The following is a 16100-nucleotide window of genomic DNA, read 5'->3' as shown; positions in this document are numbered from 1 at the left end:
GAGGGTGAACGCCGCCCGAACACCAGACGGAGGGGCGCCAGAGACGGCGCCCGACCGCACCTCCCGGGGCACGAGCCAGAAGCACGACTCGACACCTGTCCAGACGCGGGGCCCGCCCCCACGGATCATCGATCCGACGTCGAGGCGGCGCACCGTGACGGCCCTCACCACCGGCCGGCGCGGAACGACAGGCAGACAGTCAGCCCCACGAGGAGACAGACGTGAGCAAGACAGACAGCACCGCCCCCCAGATCGTGATCCTGGCCGCCGGCCTCGGCAGCCGCCTCGGTCGTTCGCTCCCCAAGGCCCTCACCGAGCTGAGCGACGGCCGCACCATCATGCAGCAGCAGTTCGACAACATCCGATCGGCCTTCGGGCCCGACGCCCGCATCACCGTCGTCGTCGGCTACAAGTTCGAGCACATCGTCGAGGCCTTCCCCACCGCCTCCTTCGTCTACAACGAGCAGTACGACCAGACCAACACCTCCAAGAGCCTGCTGCGCGCGCTCCGCGCGAGCACGTCGGGCGGCGTCCTCTGGATGAACGGCGACGTCGTCTTCGACCCCGAGGCGCTCCGCCGTGCCGCTCGTCAGGTCCGAGACCAGCAGTCGTTCGTCGCCGTCAACACCTCCAAGGTGTCGGACGAAGAGGTCAAGTACACGACCACCGCCGAGGGCTACATCGCGCAGCTGTCGAAGCAGGTCGTGGGCGGCCTCGGCGAGGCCGTCGGCATCAACTTCGTCGCCAAGGCCGACAAGGCCGTGCTGATGCGCCAGCTCGCCAAGGTCGACGCACAGGACTACTTCGAGCGCGGCATCGAACTGGCCATCGAGCAGAACGGGCTACTCTTTGAGCCCGTGGACATCTCCGACCTCTACGCCGTCGAGGTCGACTTCGCAGAGGACCTGGAGCGCGCGAACCTCTTCGTGTGACCTGGCTCCGCCCCGCTGACGGGGATGTCCCCCGACACCGAGGACATCTGTGAGCACAGCCCTGGCCGATCGCCCCCGGCGAACCGGGGCCGCCCGCTACCGCCAGACGCTCTGGCTCCTCACCAGCCGTGACCTCAAGGTGCGGTACTCGACGTCGGCCCTGGGCTACGTCTGGTCGATCCTCGATCCCCTGGTCATGGCGGGGATCTACTTCTTCGTGTTCCAGGTGGTCTTCCGCCGTTCCGTCGGAGAAGATCCTTACATCGTCTTCCTGCTCAGCGGCCTCCTTCCGTGGATGTGGTTCAACGGAGCGGTCTCCGACAGCACCAGGGCGTTCATCCGCGAGGCGAAGCTCGTGCGGTCGACCAAGATCCCCCGGACCATCTGGGTCTTCCGCCTGGTCGGCTCCAAGGGGATCGAGTTCGCCCTGAGCCTGCCGGTGCTCGCCCTGTTCGCGATCCTCGGCCGGGCCGAGCTGCACTGGCAGGTGGTGTTCCTGCCCCTCGCCATGGTCATGCAGACCGTGCTCGTCGCCGGCGTGGGGCTGATCGTCGCTCCGCTCGTCGTCTTCTTCCGCGACCTCGAGCGCGCGACCAAGCTGGCCCTCCGGTTCCTCTTCTACGCGTCCCCGATCATCTACGGCACGAGCGACCTGCCCGAGAGCCTGCACGTCCTGGCCGCCTTCAACCCGCTCAGCGGCATCTTCGGCCTGTACAGGTCCGCGTTCTTCCCCGATCAGCTCGACCTGCTCGAGGTCGTGGTCGGCGGGGGCATGTGCCTGCTCCTCCTGGCCGTCGGCCTCGGGGTCTTCCGCGCCAGCGAGCGCGCCGTGCTGAAGGAGATCTGATGACTCCCGTGACCGACGGCCAGCCCGTGATCCGCGTCGAGGGCGTGGGCATCCGGTTCCGTCGCAACCGCCGCGGGCGGCGGTCGTTCAAGGACCTCTTCTCCGACTCGAGCCGGCGGTCCCGCCCCGGTGAGTTCTGGGCCCTCCGCGACGTGTCCTTCGACGTCCGCGCAGGCGAGGCGATCGGCGTGGTGGGGCGCAACGGGCAGGGCAAGTCGACGTTGCTCAAGCTGGTGGCCGAGGTCATCCTCCCCGACACGGGGTCGGTCTCGGTGTCGGGAGGCGTCGCCCCCCTCATCGAGATCACGGGCGGCTTCGTCGCGGACCTCACCGTGCGGGAGAACGTCTACCTGACCGCCGGCCTGCACGGCATGCGCCGGGACGAGATCGACGAGCGCTTCGACGAGATCATCGACTTCGCCGAGATCGCGGCGTTCGTCGACACCCCCTACAAGCACCTCTCGAGCGGCATGAAGGTCCGGATCGCGTTCGCCGTCATCTCCCGGCTCGAGGAGCCCGTCATCCTCGTCGACGAGGTCCTCGCGGTGGGCGACAAGGCGTTCCGCGAGAAGTGCTACGGACGGATCGAGCAGATGCTGGCCGACGGTCGCACGCTGTTCCTCGTCTCGCACAACGAACGAGACCTGAAGCGCTTCTGCGCCAGGGGGCTCTACCTCGACAGGGGCGAGCTCGTCTTCGACGGCCCCCTGGACGAGGCCCTCGCCCGGTACTCCTCCGATCATCCTCCCCGGCCCACGGCGTAGCATCCGGTGATGCCCGATCGTCATTCCTCGCCCCGTCCCGCCGAGGACGATGTCGTCCGCATCGATCCCGGAACCGGCAGCCCCGAGCCGTACCGGGCCGCACCTCAGGACGCCCAGGTCGTCGACTCGGCGTGGCTGCGTCGTCTCGACCGCCTCCTCGCCGTGCAGCGGCCCGTGGTCGTCAAGCACGTCGCCGCTCTCAGGCGCCGCCACCGCAAGGCCGACCCTGCCAAGCTCATCCGCATCCTCGAACGCGAGTACCTGACAGCCGTCACGTCCGGAGGGGCCGCCGTCGGGGCGAGTGCGGTCATCCCCGGCGTCGGCTGGGGAGTCTCCCTCGCCCTCTCCGGGGTCGAGACCGCCGGGTTCCTCGAGGCGAGCGCCCTGTTCGCCCAGTCGGTGACCGAGGTGCACGGCATCGCCGTCACCGATCCCGAACGCGCCCGGGCACTCGTCATGTCGATGATGATGGGAGCGCCCGGTGCGACCCTGGTGCGGCAGTTCGCCGGGGAGGCGCTGGGCACGGCCCCTGCCCGCAGTGCGTTCTGGGGCGAGCTGGTCACGCAGAAGCTCCCGAAGACGGCCCTCAGCGGGCTCACCGACACGGTCCGGAAGCAGTTCGTGCGTCGCTTCGCCGCGTCGCAGACGGCGACGGTGCTCGGCCGGGCCGTTCCGTTCGGCATCGGCGCGGTCGTCGGGGGCACCGGCAACCACCTGTTGGGGCGCAAGGTCGTCACGAGCGCCAGGGAGGCCTTCGGCCCGGCTCCCGCCTCGTTCCCGGTCGAGCTCGGGACCTGACGCTCCCCGTCGCCCTGCGGTCAGCACCGAGGGGCAGGTCGGTCGCGGGCAGTGGTCTTCTCCGTGCCGGGGGCTGTCCACAGGGCGGGAGGGGAAGGGTCGGGGGTCGGACCTATCGTCACGGCATGACCGTGACAGCACCCACTGCGTACAACGTCCCCTTCCGGCTCGACCGCACGCGCGGGCCACGGATCGTCCGTCTCGTCAACGTCGGCCACGAGACCGTGTCGTCCCTGCGCGTCACCCTGCTCGGCTCCGGGCTGCTGGTGCCCGTCTGCAGCGCCACGCTCGGGCCCGGCCAGTCGATGGCCCTGAGCGTCATCGGCCCGGAGCTCGTGTCGAGCTCGATCGCCGTCGTCCGGTGGTTCCGGCCGTCCCGTGAGGAGTACCTCTGGCGGTTCAGCTTCTGACGGCTCGGGCCCGGCGTTCCGCGACGTAGTCCGCAGCCGAGAACGCCTCGAGCACCGGCGGCAGGTGGTCGCCCGACATGCCGCCGACCAGAACGGCCGGGTCGACGCCGAGCACCGCTGCGAGGCGCACGATCGTGTGCAGGACGGGATTGCCGACGCCGCGCTCGATCTTGCCGTAGTTCGACACGTTCATCCCCGCGAGGTGGGCGACCTCGTCCTGGCTGAGGCCGAGGCGCTGGCGCTCGCCCCGGACACGCTCACCGAAGAGCAGGGCGGCAGGAGACGAAGGATCGGGCATGCCTCATGGATACGCCCCCCAGCGATGCGAGTCCAGATGCCAGATGCTCAGATGCCACGACCAGGAGCGCTGCATGCCCTGTTCCTGTCGCTGCACCTAGGGCGAGGGAGGCTCGTCAGCAGGTTCGGCGCCTGCGGCGTCGGCGCGCCGAGCGTAGTCGTCCCGTCGAAGGACGAGCTGCCGTACCGCCGCCTCGAAGCGCTCCGTCGCGGCGCCGGGAGTCGTGTCGCCGAAGTACCGGCGGACCCAGTGCTCGAGGCGCCGACGGGCCTCCGGGTCGTCACGGACACGGTCCACCACGTCGACGACGTCGCCGGCCTCCCCGGCCTCGAGCCACTCGGCGGCCCCCAGGTAGCCTCGCTCGTCGACGTCCGCCTCGGCGGACGCCGGCCTCGTCACGACGAGGGGCCTGCCCGTGGCGAGGCGGTCGTAGACCATCGCCGAGACGTCCGTGACGGCGACGTCCGCCGTCGTGAGCTGCCAGCCGAGCTGCGGGCTCGTGTCGTAGATGTGCCCGGCCCCGGGCGTCGCCGCGTTCGCGGCCTCGATCGCCGCGACGACGGCCTCGTGCGCGCGACGGTAGTCACGATCGACCACGCCGCTCCGAGGGTGCGGACGATAGACGAGCCGATGCCTCCCCGACGCCAACAGCGCCTCTGCCAGACGGAGACCGTGCGTCGCGATGGACCCGTAGGTGGCCGCCGGGCGATCGCCCTCCCACGTCGGGGCGTAGAGGACGACGATGCGGTCGTCCGGCTCGAAGGGAGGCGCCCCCGCCGCGTGGTCGGCCTGTGGTCGACCGATGTGCAGGGCTCGGCGGTCGAGGTCGTAGTCCCAGAGCGCGGCATCGAGGCGCGCCCGAGCAGCGTCGCCGGCGATGAAGGCGTAGTCGTACGCCTTGAACTGGTTCGTGGTCATGTACATCTTGTCGCTCTCGCCGTGGTTGACGAAGACGTGCCACATGCGCCCGTAGCGCATCATCTGGAAGTTCTTGGCGTTCTGGTTCACGTACAGGGTCATGGCGAGGGGCTGTGACTCGACGAACTGCTCGAGGTCCACGACCTGGCGTGCGTAGACGACGGGGACGGGCGATTCCTGCAGCAGGGCGAGCATCGCACCGGGCGAGCGCGCGACGATCGCGACCGGGACGGACTCGGCGAGATGGGCGAGCGGCGCGTACCACTGGCGGATCTGGTACATGTTGACCGCCGTGTCCGCGAAGTACACGGCGACCCGGATCGTCCCGGCCGCCGGTCGTCGCGCGCCGTCGCCGAGCCGTTCGAGCCGTCGCCGCTGACGGCGTGACTTCCAGGCACGCGCGGCCAGTCCGCGGGCGAGCGAGAGATCCCGTTTCAAGGGCACGGAGGGTCCTCCTGTGGTGCGGATGTGCCCGACGACCGTCGCGCACCGAGCAGTCCCAGGCTAGATCACCGGGGGGCGGCCGGCCCTGGACATGCGCAGGACCGTTACCCAACCGATGGACCGACGCCCACCGGGAGACGTGCGCCAGCCCTCGGCCCAGCCGCCGAGCCAGGCGCGGAGCCGCGCGGGCGTCGACGCCCAGCGGAGCACCTGGACGGCGGTCCAGCTGCCGACGTAGACGGGGACGAGCGGCCAGGGCAGGTTCCGCTTCGCGAGCCACACCCGGTTGCGGGCGTTGAGCCGGTGGTACTCGGCGTGACGCGCGGGGTCGATCGCGGGGTGGTGGGCCACGAGGCCGCCCTCGTACCGCACCCGGAGCCCCTGGGCCCAGACGCGCCAGGCGAGCTCGATGCCCTCGTGGGCGTAGAAATAGGGCTCGCCCCAGCCTCCGCACGTGTCGAAGACCCGACGGGGCATCACGGTGGCGCCCTCCCAGACCGAGAAGACGTCGCTCGACTCGGCAGGGTCGCCCTTGCGCAGCCGCGGGATCCACCGTCGCGGAGACGTCGCCCCCGACGCGTCGACGACGCGGGGCTGCACGAGCCCCACGTCGCCCTCGCGCTGCATCACGCCGATCGCGTCGGCCAGGAACGTCGGGGACGGGACGCTGGCGTCGTCGTCGAGGAAGAACACCCACTCGCCCGAGACCTGCTCGGCCCCGCGGTTGCGCCCCGCGGGGATGCCGACGTTCTCGGGGAGGGCCAGGACCGACACGCCCTCCGGCACGGGGCCAGGGCCCCCGCCGTTGCCGACGCACACGACGTCCACCTCGACGCCGACCTGCGCGAGCACGGTCTCGAGGCCGCGCCGCAGGTCGTCGGGCCGGCGTCCCTGGGTCAGGCTGACGACCCCGACCCGGGGCACCGACACGGGCGCAGCCCCGGGCGCCGACGCGGTCAGGAGCGGACCCTCTTCGACGCCATGATCGCGACGAAGTGGCCCACGAGGGCGACCACGGACAGCGGCAGCAGCACGGACACGAGCACCCGGTCCGCGAGGGGCTCACCCACGACCAGCCCGACGAGGGCGGCCACGACGGCGAGCATGGTCAGCTCGACGGAGTGGTAGAGGCGGTGGAACGGGACGAAACGGGCGGCGGAGCGGAGTCGCGACAGGAGGCGCCCGCTGGGGACGGTCGCGCCGCCGCGCTTGTCCTCGAGGCGGGTCAGGCCGGCGTTGGCCCTGGCCACGTGCACCATGTCGTTGAGGGCCTTGTTCAGGACGATGACGAGCGCCAGCGCCGTGCCGAGCGTCGTCCAGAGCCAGTCGGCGGGCACGTCGAACGGCCAGCCGGCCGCCCGGACCCCGAGCGCCACGGGGATGAGGGCCTCGGTCGAGTAGTGCCCGACCTTGTCGAGGAACACCCCGGCCGGCGAGCTCGTCCCCCGCCACCGGGCGACCTCGCCGTCGCAGCAGTCGACCAGCATCTGCAGCTGGCCGAGGACGAGGGCGAGCATCGCGCCGCCGATGCCGGGCACGAGCAGCGCCGCGGCGGTGGCCCAGCCCGTGAGGATCATGAGCCCGGTGACGCCGTTCGCGGTGACGCTCGTCTTGAGCAGCCACCACGTGAGGTAGGGCGAGACGTCGCGCAGGTAGAGCGAGGCGGTCCAGTGCTCGGCGTTGGCGCGACTGCGGACCTCGGGCGGCTGGGCCACCCGTCGCAGCTCGGCGATGGACGTGGGACGCGTGGGCAGCGCGGTCATGGCGTGAGGCTATCTTCCCGTGTGCGCGGTGATGTTCCCCGTCAGGTCGAGGAACCCCGCCACGAAGCCGAGCCCCCAGCCGAAGTGGATGGAAGGCAAGACTACGAGAAACCACAGCCGCGTGCGGAGACCGTCACCACGGGCCACGAGGACGGCGGCCAGCACGACGAAGACGACGTAGAGGCCGGGCACGACGAGCCCCAGCAGCGCCCATGCCGCCGCCGTCCCCGTCAGCGCACCGACGAGGCCCACCAGCCCGGCGAGCACGCCGAGGGCGACGCCGACCACCATGGCCGGGGGCACGAGGTAGCGCAGGGTGTTGGCCTTGGGGAAACGGCGCGCGAGTTCGCCCCGCCAGAGCCCCGTGGCGACGAACTGCCGGGCGAGCTTGCGGAGGCTGGGACGCGGCCGATAGGTGACGACGAGGTCGGGGGTGAACCAGACGATCCCCCCGGTGGCGCGGAGCCGTCGGTTGAGCTCCCAGTCCTGGCCGCGCTTGACCCCTTCGTCGAACAGGCCGACCTCGAGGAGGCGGTGGCGCAGGAACACGCCGAGGTAGGCGGTCTCGGTCGGCCCCTCCGCGCCTCCGACGTGGTGCGGTGTGCCGCCCAGCCCGACCCGGCTGCCGTACGCCCGGGCGACGGCCTTCTCGAAGGGCGTGCGCCCCTCGGCCAGCATGATGCCGCCGACGTTGTCGGCGCCGCTGCGACGCAGCGCCCCGACGGCCAGACGCGTGTAGTCGCGCGGCAGGACGGAGTGGGCGTCGACGCGCACGGTGATCGGGTGCACGCTGGCGCGGATGGCGACGTTGAGCCCGGCCGGAGTGGAGCCGACCGGGTTCGGCAGGCTGCGGATGCGGGGGTCGGCCGCCGACATCGCCGCGACGACCTCGTTGGTGCGGTCGACGCTCGGCCCGAGGGCCAGGAGGACCTCGAACGGACCCTCGTAGTCCTGGTCGATGAGGCTCTCGACGGCAGCGCGGATCTCTCGCTCTTCGTTGAGCACGGGCATGACGTAGGACACGCCGGGCGCCGGGCTGTCGGGGAAGGTCATGGAGGGGCCTCGGGATGCGGCGCTGACGCGCTGACGGACGAGGCCGGAGCCCCGCGGAGATCCCGCCGAGCCTATCGCGGACGCAGGGCGGGCCGGGGCAGCAGCTGCACCGGCCCGCCCTGAGGAGGAGCGCTCTCGTCCCCGAGGTCAGCTCGTCAGCGTGTCCAGCGTCACCTCGGCGGTCGCCTCCGCGCCGTCTCGCACGTACGTCAGCTCGGCGGTGGCGCCCCCGGCCAGGAAGCGGACCTGCGCCGTGAGGTCCGTGCGGCTCGTGACCGCGATGCCGTTGAACTCGGTCACCACGTCGCCGGCCCGCAGCCCGGCCGCCTGCGCCGCGCCTCCCTGGCTGATCTCGACGATCAACGCGCCGACCCGGTCCGCGCCCTGTGCCGTCGCCGCGTCGTCGACGCTCGCGCCCAGCAGGCCGTGGGTGGCGCTGCCGTCCGCGATGATCTCCTTCGAGACCCGCTGCACGAGGGCGGAGGGGATCGAGAAGCCCACGCCGATGCTGCCCGAGGACGAGCCCGAGCTGGCGATCGCCACGTTCAGGCCGATCAGGTCGCCCTGGGAGTCGAGCAGCGCGCCGCCCGAGTTGCCCGGGTTGATCGACGCGTCGGTCTGGATGACCGGGAGCGAGATCACGCTGCTCGCCTGGTTCTGGGTGCCGCCGTCGCCGTTGTTGAACGAGAACGGCCCCTGGCCGTTGTTGTCGCCCTGGTCGCCCTGGTCGCTGCCGTCGCTCGGCGCCGCCGAGGACTGCACGGTGATGCTGCGGTTCAGGGTCGACACGATCCCGTCGGTGACGGTGTTCGAGAGGCCCAGGGGCGCACCGATCGCCACGGCCGTGTCGCCCACGTTGAGCTTCGACGAGTCCGCGAAGGTGATGGGCTTCAGGCCCGTGGCGTCGACCTTGAGGACGGCGAGGTCGACCGTCGGGTCGAGCCCCACGACCTCGGCGGGCAGGATGTTGCCGTCGCTGAGCGTGACGGTCACCGTGCCGGAGGCGCTGGCCCCGTCGAGGGTGACGACGTGCGTGTTGGTGACGATGTAGCCGTCGTCGGACACGATCACGCCCGACCCCGTGCCGCCCGACGATCCACTGGCGACGTTGATGGTGACGACGGAGGGGGTGGCCTTCGCCGCGACCGCGGTGATGGCCGTGGCGTCGGCGTAGTCGTTGACGGTGAGCTCACGGGACGGGCCGCTCGACGCGGTCGTGCCGCCCCGACCGTCCGCGACGACTCCCCCGACGACGCCGCCGAGCGCGCCGCCGGCGATCAGGCCGACCGCGAGGGCGGCGGCGAGGACGCCCCTGCCCCCACGGCGCTTCGTGGTGGTCGAGGTCGGCGGGGCCCAGGAGGCCGCGCCCTGGGGAGCACCGCCTGCGGTCGGCCGCCCGAACGCGTCCGTCTGCTGCTGAGGCGAGGCCTGGGCGTACTGGGGCGGCTGCGGGGAGGGCGACGGCTGCTGGTGCGAGCCAGGCTGCTGGTACGACGCAGGCTGCTGATACGACGCAGGCTGCTGATACGAACCGGGCTGCTGATACGACGCAGGCTGCTGGTACGAACCGGGCTGCTGATACGACGCAGGCTGCTGATACGACGCAGCCTGCTGGTACGAACCAGGCTGCTGATACGACGCAGCCTGCTGGTACGAACCAGGCTGCTGGTACGAACCGGGCTGCTGGGGGGCGGCAGGGCGCCCGTCGGCCGAGCCGGCACGGGCGGCGGCCTCGTCGGCCAGGGAGCCCGGGGTGCTGCCCGGCAGGGGCGGGGCGCCGAACGTCACCGGGGGCTCCTGCCCGAGCGGAGCGGTCTCGGCCGTCTCGGGACGGCCCGCGGTGTCAGGTCGCCCGGCCCGCGCCTCCTCGGCGGGGCCCCCGGTCGTCGGCGCCTCGTTCGTCGCGTCGGCGTCGTGGTCGTGGTCGCGACCGCTGTGGTCTTCCGCGCCTCGGGGGGTCTCGTTCATGGGGGTGTGCTCCTTCCAAGCTCCGCCAGCCTGGTCGCGCAAGCTGTGCAGTGCATAAGACCCGCCTGGGAGCGGGCTGCGGTCAGCTTATGCGTCTGCCGATGTGGGGCACCCCGGCTCCGCCGACGCGGTCGGACGTGCGGGTACCGTGTCAGCACCATGACTGCACCTGCCCCCTGGGAGCGCGCCGCGCGCGGCGCGATGTTGCTCGACGACGCCGGCCGCGCCGCACCCACCGTCTTCGCCGAGATGTCTGCCCTGGCCGCGCGCACCGGGGCGATCAACCTCGGCCAGGGGTTCCCCGACGAGGACGGCCCGGCGGCCGTGCTCGAGGCGGCCCACGCCGCCCTCGACGGGGGCCTGAACCAGTACCCGCCCGGTCGCGGCAGGCCTGAGCTGCTCGAGGCCGTCGCCGAGCACCAGCGCCGGTTCTACGGCATCGACCTCGACCCGGAACGGGAGGTGCTCGTCACGGCCGGCGCGACCGAGGCCCTGGCCGCGACGATCCTCGCCCTGGTCGACGAGGGAGACGAGGTCGTCACCCTCGAGCCGTTCTACGACGCCTACGGGGCCGTGATCGGCCTTGCAGGCGGCGTCCACCGCACCGTCCCGATGCACGGGACCGAGTTCGCCGTGGACCACGACGAGCTCCGAGCGGCGTTCTCCGACCGCACCGCCCTCGTCGTCCTGAACGACCCGCACAACCCCACGGGCACGGTGCTCGACGTCGCGACCAGGCAGCTGGTGGTCGAGCTGGCACGCCGTCACGACGCTGTCGTCGTCACCGACGAGGTCTACGAGCACCTCCTCTTCGACGGCGCCGTCCACGTGCCGCTCTCGACCCTGCCGGGCGCCGCCGACCGGACCCTGAGCATCTCGAGCGGCGGCAAGACGTTCAGCACGACGGGCTGGAAGATCGGCTGGCTGACCGGTCCCGAGCACCTCGTCTCGAAGGTGATGACGGTCAAGCAGTACCTCACGTTCGTCAACGGCTCGGTCTTCCAGCCCGCGATCGCCGTGGGGCTGGGCCTGCCCGACCAGTGGTTCGCCGACCTCGCGTCCGGGCTGCAGCGCAGGGCCGAGGTGCTGACCGAGGGACTCGTCGCCGCCGGGTTCACCGTCGCCCCCTCCCGGGGCGGGTACTTCGTCGTCGCCGACGCCGCGCCGCTCGGCTTCTCCGACGCTGCCGACCTCTGCCGCCGCCTCCCCGAGCTCGCCGGCGTCGTCGGCGTCCCGGTGAGCGCCTTCTGCCACGAGGAGGCGGCGGCCGAGCACGCGTCGCGCATCCGGTTCGCGTTCTGCAAGCGGACCGAGGTCCTCGAGCAGGCCGCTCGTCAGCTGGCGGCCCTTCGGATCTGACGACGGGTCCGTCGCCTCCCCCGGCTCAGCCGCCCGCGCCTCCGGCGCCGTGGGGGTCGCCCGCTCCGGCACGCAGGCCGGCCCGCTCGGCCAGGTCCGATCCCGCCGCCCCGAGCCAGCGCTGCGGGTCGGCCATCGAGGCGGCCGCGCCCCCGGCCAGCACGGAGACGTCGACGACGTCGACGAAGCCGATCGTGCTGGTCGTGACCTGGCCGGCCACGAGGGCCACCGGCACGCCGTGCTCCCGTGCCGAGGAGGCGACCCACGAGACGAGCTTCCCGCCCGCCGTCTGCGCGTCGAACCTGCCCTCCCCGGTGACGACGAGGTCGGCTGCCGCGACGAGGCGGTCGAGCCCCGCGGCCTCGGCGACGGCCTCGGCCCCGGCGACGACGGACGCGCCCCAGACGAGCAGCCCGAACCCCGTTCCGCCCGCCGCGCCGGCACCGGGGGTCGTCGGGTCGACGTCCACCAGCGCGGCGAAGCCCTCCAGCGCTCGTTCCAGGGCGAGCACGTCATCGGGGGTGGCTCCCTTCTGCGGACCGAACACGGCGGCTGTGCCGTCGTGCCCGAGCAGCGGCGCCGTGACGTCCGACCAGATCTCCACCCCGCCCACGGGGAGCGGTCGCAGGCCGGAGAGGTCGACCCGCGCCGTGGCGCTCAGCCCGTGCGAGCCGTCGACGACCGGCTCGCCCAGCGAGTCGAGGAACCGCGCGCCCAGCTCGGTGAGGAGCCCGGCGCCTCCGTCGGTCGAGGCACTGCCGCCCAGCCCGACGACGAGGCGACGTGCCCCTGCGTCGAGGGCGGCGACGAGGACCCGACCGAGGCCGCGGGTGTGGGCGTCGTACGGAGCGGGTGCCGACATGAGCCCCAGGCCGCTGGACGAGGCGAGCTCGGCCACGGCCGTGCCGTCCGGGAGCACCAGCCAGGAGGCCGTGACGGGCCGCCCGTCGGGACCCGGGACCTCGACCTCGTGCCGGGTGCAGGCCGACAGGGCGGACTCGAGGGCGTCGAGGGTGCCTTCTCCCCCGTCCGCGAGCGGCAGCTCGACGATGCGGTCGTCAGGCCGGGCGGATCGCCAGCCCCCGGCGACGGCGGAGGCCACGGCGGCTGCGCCCGCGCTCCCCTTGAACGAGTCGGGCGCGATGACGACGACGAGGTCTGGCACAGGGACACCCTGGCACACGAGCTGTCGAGACTGAGAACGACAGAAGCCCTGATCAGATGATCAGGGCTTCTATCGTGTGTGCTGCGATGGTTGCGGGGGCAGGATTTGAACCTACGACCTCTGGGTTATGAGCCCAGCGAGCTACCGAACTGCTCCACCCCGCGGCACGAGAAGAAACTTATCACGGGAAGTGGCACCGGACAAATCGAGGCCGAGCGGAGCGCGGTCCGACCCCCGCGCACACCCGGGCGACGGCGGAGACGGCGACGGCCGCTCCTCGACGAGTCGAGGAGCGGCCGTCGCCGTCGTGGCAGGACCTCACTGGCCGCTGGCTGCCACTGCGTCCTCGAGAGCTGTCTGGAGGCGCTGGTCGGCCTCGGCCGCCGCCACCAGGTCGTTCGAGGCGTACGCCGCGGCGCGGTCGTCCAGGGCCGACTGAGCGTCGGCCAGGGCCGAGTCGAGCGCCGAGTTGCCGGTGCCCGTGCCGGCGTCGGGAGCCGGAGAAGCCGTGCCCGGGTCGGTCGCCCCCGTGTCGGTGCCCGTGTCTCCGCCGGTGTCCCCGCCCGTGTCGGTCGACGTGCCGTCGTCCGTCTCGGGGACCCCGTCGTCACCGGCCACGGCTCCCGAGTTCCCGCCGAACAGCGAGTCGAGCGCGCCGTTGAGGGTGTCCTCGAAGGCGATCTTCTCGCCGAACGAGACCAGCACCTTCTGCAGCACCGGGTACGACGTCTCGGAGTTGGACTTCACGTAGATGGGCTGGACGTAGAGCAGACCGCCCCCGACGGGGAGCGTCAGCAGGTTGCCCCGCACCACGCTCGTGTCGCCACGGGTGAGGAGCGCCAGCTGGTTGGCGACGGCCGTGTCGGTGTTGAAGTTGTTCTGCACCTGACCGGGACCAGGGACGGTGTCGGTCTTCGGCAGGGTCAACAGCGAGAGCTTCCCGTAGTCGTCCGAGATCTCCCCCGGTGTCGAACCGGCGTCCGCGTTGGCCGCGAGGTATCCGGTCAGCACGTTCCTCGCGTTCTCGCCCGACTGCTGCGGGATGTAGGTCGAGTAGATGGAGAACGCCGGATCCTGGTCGGGCAGCTGCAGCGTCAGGTAGTACGGCGGCTGCAGCGGCGGGCTCGCCGCGTTGCTCGTGGGCTCGTTGGGCGTGACCCACGCGTCGTCGCTCGAGTAGAACGAGTCGGCGTCGGTGACGTGGTACGTGCCGAGGATGGCGCGCTGCACCTTGAACATGTCCTGCGGGTAGCGGACGTGCTGCATGAGCTCGACGCTCATGTCGCTGAGCGGGCTCACCGTCGACGGGAAGATCTTCTCCCACGTCTTCAGAACCGGGTCCTCCGTGTCCCACGCGAAGAGGTCGACCGAACCGTCGTAGGCATCGACCGTGGCCTTCACCGAGTTGCGGATGTAGTTGATCTCGTTCGACGCGTAGACCGGTCGCTCGGTGTAGGTGTCGGCGATCGCGTCGGACAGGGCCTGCGGGTTCGAGTACGGGTACTCGCGCGTCGTCGTGTAGGCGTCGACGATCCACTTCACCTTGCCGTCGACGACGGCAGGGTAGGGAGCGCTGTCGATGGTCAGGTACGGCGCCACCTTCTGGACGCGCTGCGCGGGGTCGCGGTCGTAGAGGATCTGTGAGTTGTCGTTGACAGCGTCCGACAGGAACACCTGCTCGGACTGGAACTTGATGGCGTAGATGAGCTTCTTGAACGCGCTGTCGAGCTTGGGCCCGCCGTCGCCGCTGAAGGTCGTCGTCTGGTTCGTCCCGTTGTCGTTGCTGCCCGACGGGTAGTCGAGCTCGACGTCGTCGCCGCCGTCGCCCCCGACGATCGAGTAGGCCGGCGATTCCTGGCCGAAGTAGATGCGCGGCTCGTACTCGTCCGAGTCGCCGAGGGCGCCGGTGACGGGGATGCCGGACTCGAGGAACACGGGCTGGCCGTCCGCCGACCGCTGGTTCCCGTAGGCGGCGACCACGCCGTAGCCGTGCGTGTAGACGAACGTCGTGTTGTAGGGCGTGGCCGAGCTGCCGAGCTGGTCGGTGTTCAGCTCGCGCACGGCGATCACCGTGTCCTGGGTGGCGCCGTCGATCGTGTAGCGATCGACCGAGAGCTGCTCGGGGAAACTGTAGTACTGGCGGTACTGCTGCAGCTGCGCGAAGGCGTCCGTGACGAGGGCCGGGTCGATGATGCGGATGTTCGCGGTCGTGACCGCGTCGCCCGCGAGGGCGCCCGCGCCGGCGTCGGAGACGGCGTCGTACGGCTGCTCCTCGACGTCCGCGACGCCGTAGGCGTCCCGGGTGGCCTGGATGTTCCGGTCGATGTACGTCGACTCGACCGTGCGCTCGCTCGGCTCGACCTGGAAGCGCTGGACGATCCAGGGGTAGATGCCGCCGACGATGATGCTGATGATGATGAGCGCGGCGGTGCCGATGACCGACAGACGCCAGCGACCGATGATCGCCGTCACGACGAACAGCACGGCCACGACCGCGGCGGCGAGCGCCAGGATCTGCTTGCCGGGGATGCCCGCGGCGACGTCCGTGTACGTGGCGCCGGTGATGAGCTTGTTCGTGCCGTCCGACAGCGTCGCGTACTGGTCGAGCCAGAGGCTGATGCCCTGGAGGAGCAGGTAGACGGCGGCGGTGACGGCCAGCTGGATGCGCGCGACGCGCGAGATGCGGACGTCTCGGCCCGAGAAGCGCAGGGCGCCGTACAGGTAGCTCGTCGCGACCGCGGCGATGCCGCTGATCAGCACGACCGCCGACGCGAAGCCGACGACACCCTGGTAGAAGGGCAGCTCGAAGACGTAGAACCCCACGTCCAGCCCGAACTGCGGGTCGGTCTGCCCGAAGGGCGTCCGGTTGAGCCACTGGAGGGTGGTCTGCCAGTTGGTCGAGGTCGCGATGCCGGCGAACAGCCCCAGGACCACGGGGACCCCGATCACGACGACGCGGCGCAGCGGCTCGATGACCTGCTGGTAGCGGTCGAGCTGCGAGTTGAGCTTGGCGTAGACCGGCCGGAACCGGAACGCGACCTCGATGCTCACCCAGACCGGCACGGCCATGGCCACGAAGCCGACGAAGAACATCGCCGCCCCGGCCAGCCACTGGGTCGTCAGCACGTTGGCGAAGCCCAGCTGGTCGTACCAGAGGTAGTCGGTCAGGAGCGACGAGAAGATGAAGAAGGCGATGACCAGGGCGGCGAGGACCGCCACCGTCACCAGGACGGGCAATCGGGGCGAGCGTCGTGCGGGTCGCGACGATGCGGGTGACGTCAAGTGGCTGCTCCTGGATCAGGGGACGTGGACGGCCATCCTACGGGGGCCGCTCCCGCGCTGCCTGCGAGCCCGCCCATCGTCCTCGACGCGTCCATGAGG

14 protein-coding genes and 1 tRNA gene are annotated in these 16100 nt (G+C 71.3%); 6 read left to right on the top strand and 9 right to left on the bottom strand.

Going from position 1 to position 16100, the window contains the following annotated elements; genetic code table 11:
- Nucleotides 1–221: 221 nt before the first annotated feature.
- The 5 genes from ES689_RS11150 (at nucleotide 222) to ES689_RS11130 (ending at nucleotide 3751) form a co-directional block, all read left to right on the top strand.
- Complete coding sequence (locus ES689_RS11150) at nucleotides 222–932, top strand: NTP transferase domain-containing protein (protein ID WP_223269547.1); 711 nt, start codon at nucleotides 222–224, stop codon at nucleotides 930–932.
- Nucleotides 933–981: 49 nt separating this feature from the next.
- Complete coding sequence (locus ES689_RS11145) at nucleotides 982–1779, top strand: ABC transporter permease (RefSeq protein WP_146904301.1); 798 nt, start codon at nucleotides 982–984, stop codon at nucleotides 1777–1779.
- Nucleotides 1779–2543 carry an ABC transporter ATP-binding protein gene (locus ES689_RS11140; protein ID WP_146904298.1) on the top strand — a complete coding sequence of 255 codons (765 nt, stop codon included), beginning with the start codon at nucleotides 1779–1781 and terminating at the stop codon, nucleotides 2541–2543. Before ES689_RS11145 ends, ES689_RS11140 begins: the two co-directional genes overlap by 1 nt.
- A gap of 9 nt (nucleotides 2544–2552) precedes the next feature.
- On the top strand, nucleotides 2553–3341 hold the full coding sequence (locus tag ES689_RS11135) for a hypothetical protein (RefSeq protein WP_223269546.1): 789 nt from the start codon (nucleotides 2553–2555) through the stop codon (nucleotides 3339–3341).
- Between the two features lie 125 nt (nucleotides 3342–3466).
- Nucleotides 3467–3751, top strand: coding sequence for a hypothetical protein (locus ES689_RS11130; protein ID WP_146904295.1), 285 nt, complete (start codon nucleotides 3467–3469; stop codon nucleotides 3749–3751).
- Here ES689_RS11130 and ES689_RS11125 read toward each other — a convergent pair.
- From ES689_RS11125 to ES689_RS11100, 6 genes are all read right to left on the bottom strand, one after another.
- Entirely contained in the window at nucleotides 3741–4049 is a 309-nt protein-coding gene (locus tag ES689_RS11125; RefSeq protein WP_123548159.1) for a helix-turn-helix domain-containing protein, read from the bottom strand. The genes ES689_RS11130 and ES689_RS11125 overlap by 11 nt on opposite strands.
- 96 nt (nucleotides 4050–4145) lie before the next feature.
- Entirely contained in the window at nucleotides 4146–5411 is a 1266-nt protein-coding gene (locus ES689_RS11120) for a CDP-glycerol glycerophosphotransferase family protein (protein ID WP_223269545.1), read from the bottom strand.
- A gap of 60 nt (nucleotides 5412–5471) precedes the next feature.
- Nucleotides 5472–6341 carry a glycosyltransferase family 2 protein gene (locus tag ES689_RS11115; protein ID WP_146904292.1) on the bottom strand — a complete coding sequence of 290 codons (870 nt, stop codon included), beginning with the start codon at nucleotides 6339–6341 and terminating at the stop codon, nucleotides 5472–5474.
- A 26-nt stretch (nucleotides 6342–6367) separates the two neighbouring features.
- The gene (locus tag ES689_RS11110) at nucleotides 6368–7174 is read right to left on the bottom strand and encodes a CDP-alcohol phosphatidyltransferase family protein (RefSeq protein WP_146904289.1); all 807 of its coding nucleotides are present in this window, start codon (nucleotides 7172–7174) and stop codon (nucleotides 6368–6370) included.
- Between the two features lie 9 nt (nucleotides 7175–7183).
- Entirely contained in the window at nucleotides 7184–8227 is a 1044-nt protein-coding gene (locus ES689_RS11105) for a glycosyltransferase family 2 protein (RefSeq protein ID WP_146904284.1), read from the bottom strand.
- A 147-nt stretch (nucleotides 8228–8374) separates the two neighbouring features.
- Nucleotides 8375–10195 carry a S1C family serine protease gene (locus ES689_RS11100; protein ID WP_146904282.1) on the bottom strand — a complete coding sequence of 607 codons (1821 nt, stop codon included), beginning with the start codon at nucleotides 10193–10195 and terminating at the stop codon, nucleotides 8375–8377.
- Between the two features lie 159 nt (nucleotides 10196–10354).
- Here ES689_RS11100 and ES689_RS11095 point away from each other — a divergent pair, with 159 nt between their 5' ends.
- Nucleotides 10355–11554: an aminotransferase class I/II-fold pyridoxal phosphate-dependent enzyme gene (locus tag ES689_RS11095; RefSeq protein WP_146904279.1), complete on the top strand. Its 1200-nt coding sequence runs from the start codon at nucleotides 10355–10357 to the stop codon at nucleotides 11552–11554.
- A gap of 25 nt (nucleotides 11555–11579) precedes the next feature.
- On the opposite strand, the gene ES689_RS11090 is transcribed toward ES689_RS11095, so the two are convergent.
- From ES689_RS11090 to ES689_RS11080, 3 genes are all read right to left on the bottom strand, one after another.
- Entirely contained in the window at nucleotides 11580–12719 is a 1140-nt protein-coding gene (locus ES689_RS11090) for a glycerate kinase (protein WP_146904276.1), read from the bottom strand.
- Nucleotides 12720–12806: 87 nt separating this feature from the next.
- Nucleotides 12807–12883 (bottom strand) — tRNA-Met (locus tag ES689_RS11085).
- 154 nt (nucleotides 12884–13037) lie between these two features.
- Nucleotides 13038–16001: a UPF0182 family protein gene (locus tag ES689_RS11080; RefSeq protein ID WP_146904273.1), complete on the bottom strand. Its 2964-nt coding sequence runs from the start codon at nucleotides 15999–16001 to the stop codon at nucleotides 13038–13040.
- Between the last annotated feature and the right edge of the window lie 99 nt (nucleotides 16002–16100).

Source organism: Frigoribacterium sp. ACAM 257 (genome assembly GCF_007954365.1).
In the GTDB taxonomy this organism is placed as follows: Bacteria; Actinomycetota; Actinomycetes; order Actinomycetales; family Microbacteriaceae; genus Frigoribacterium.
This window is presented reverse-complemented; position numbering and strand designations above follow the sequence as displayed.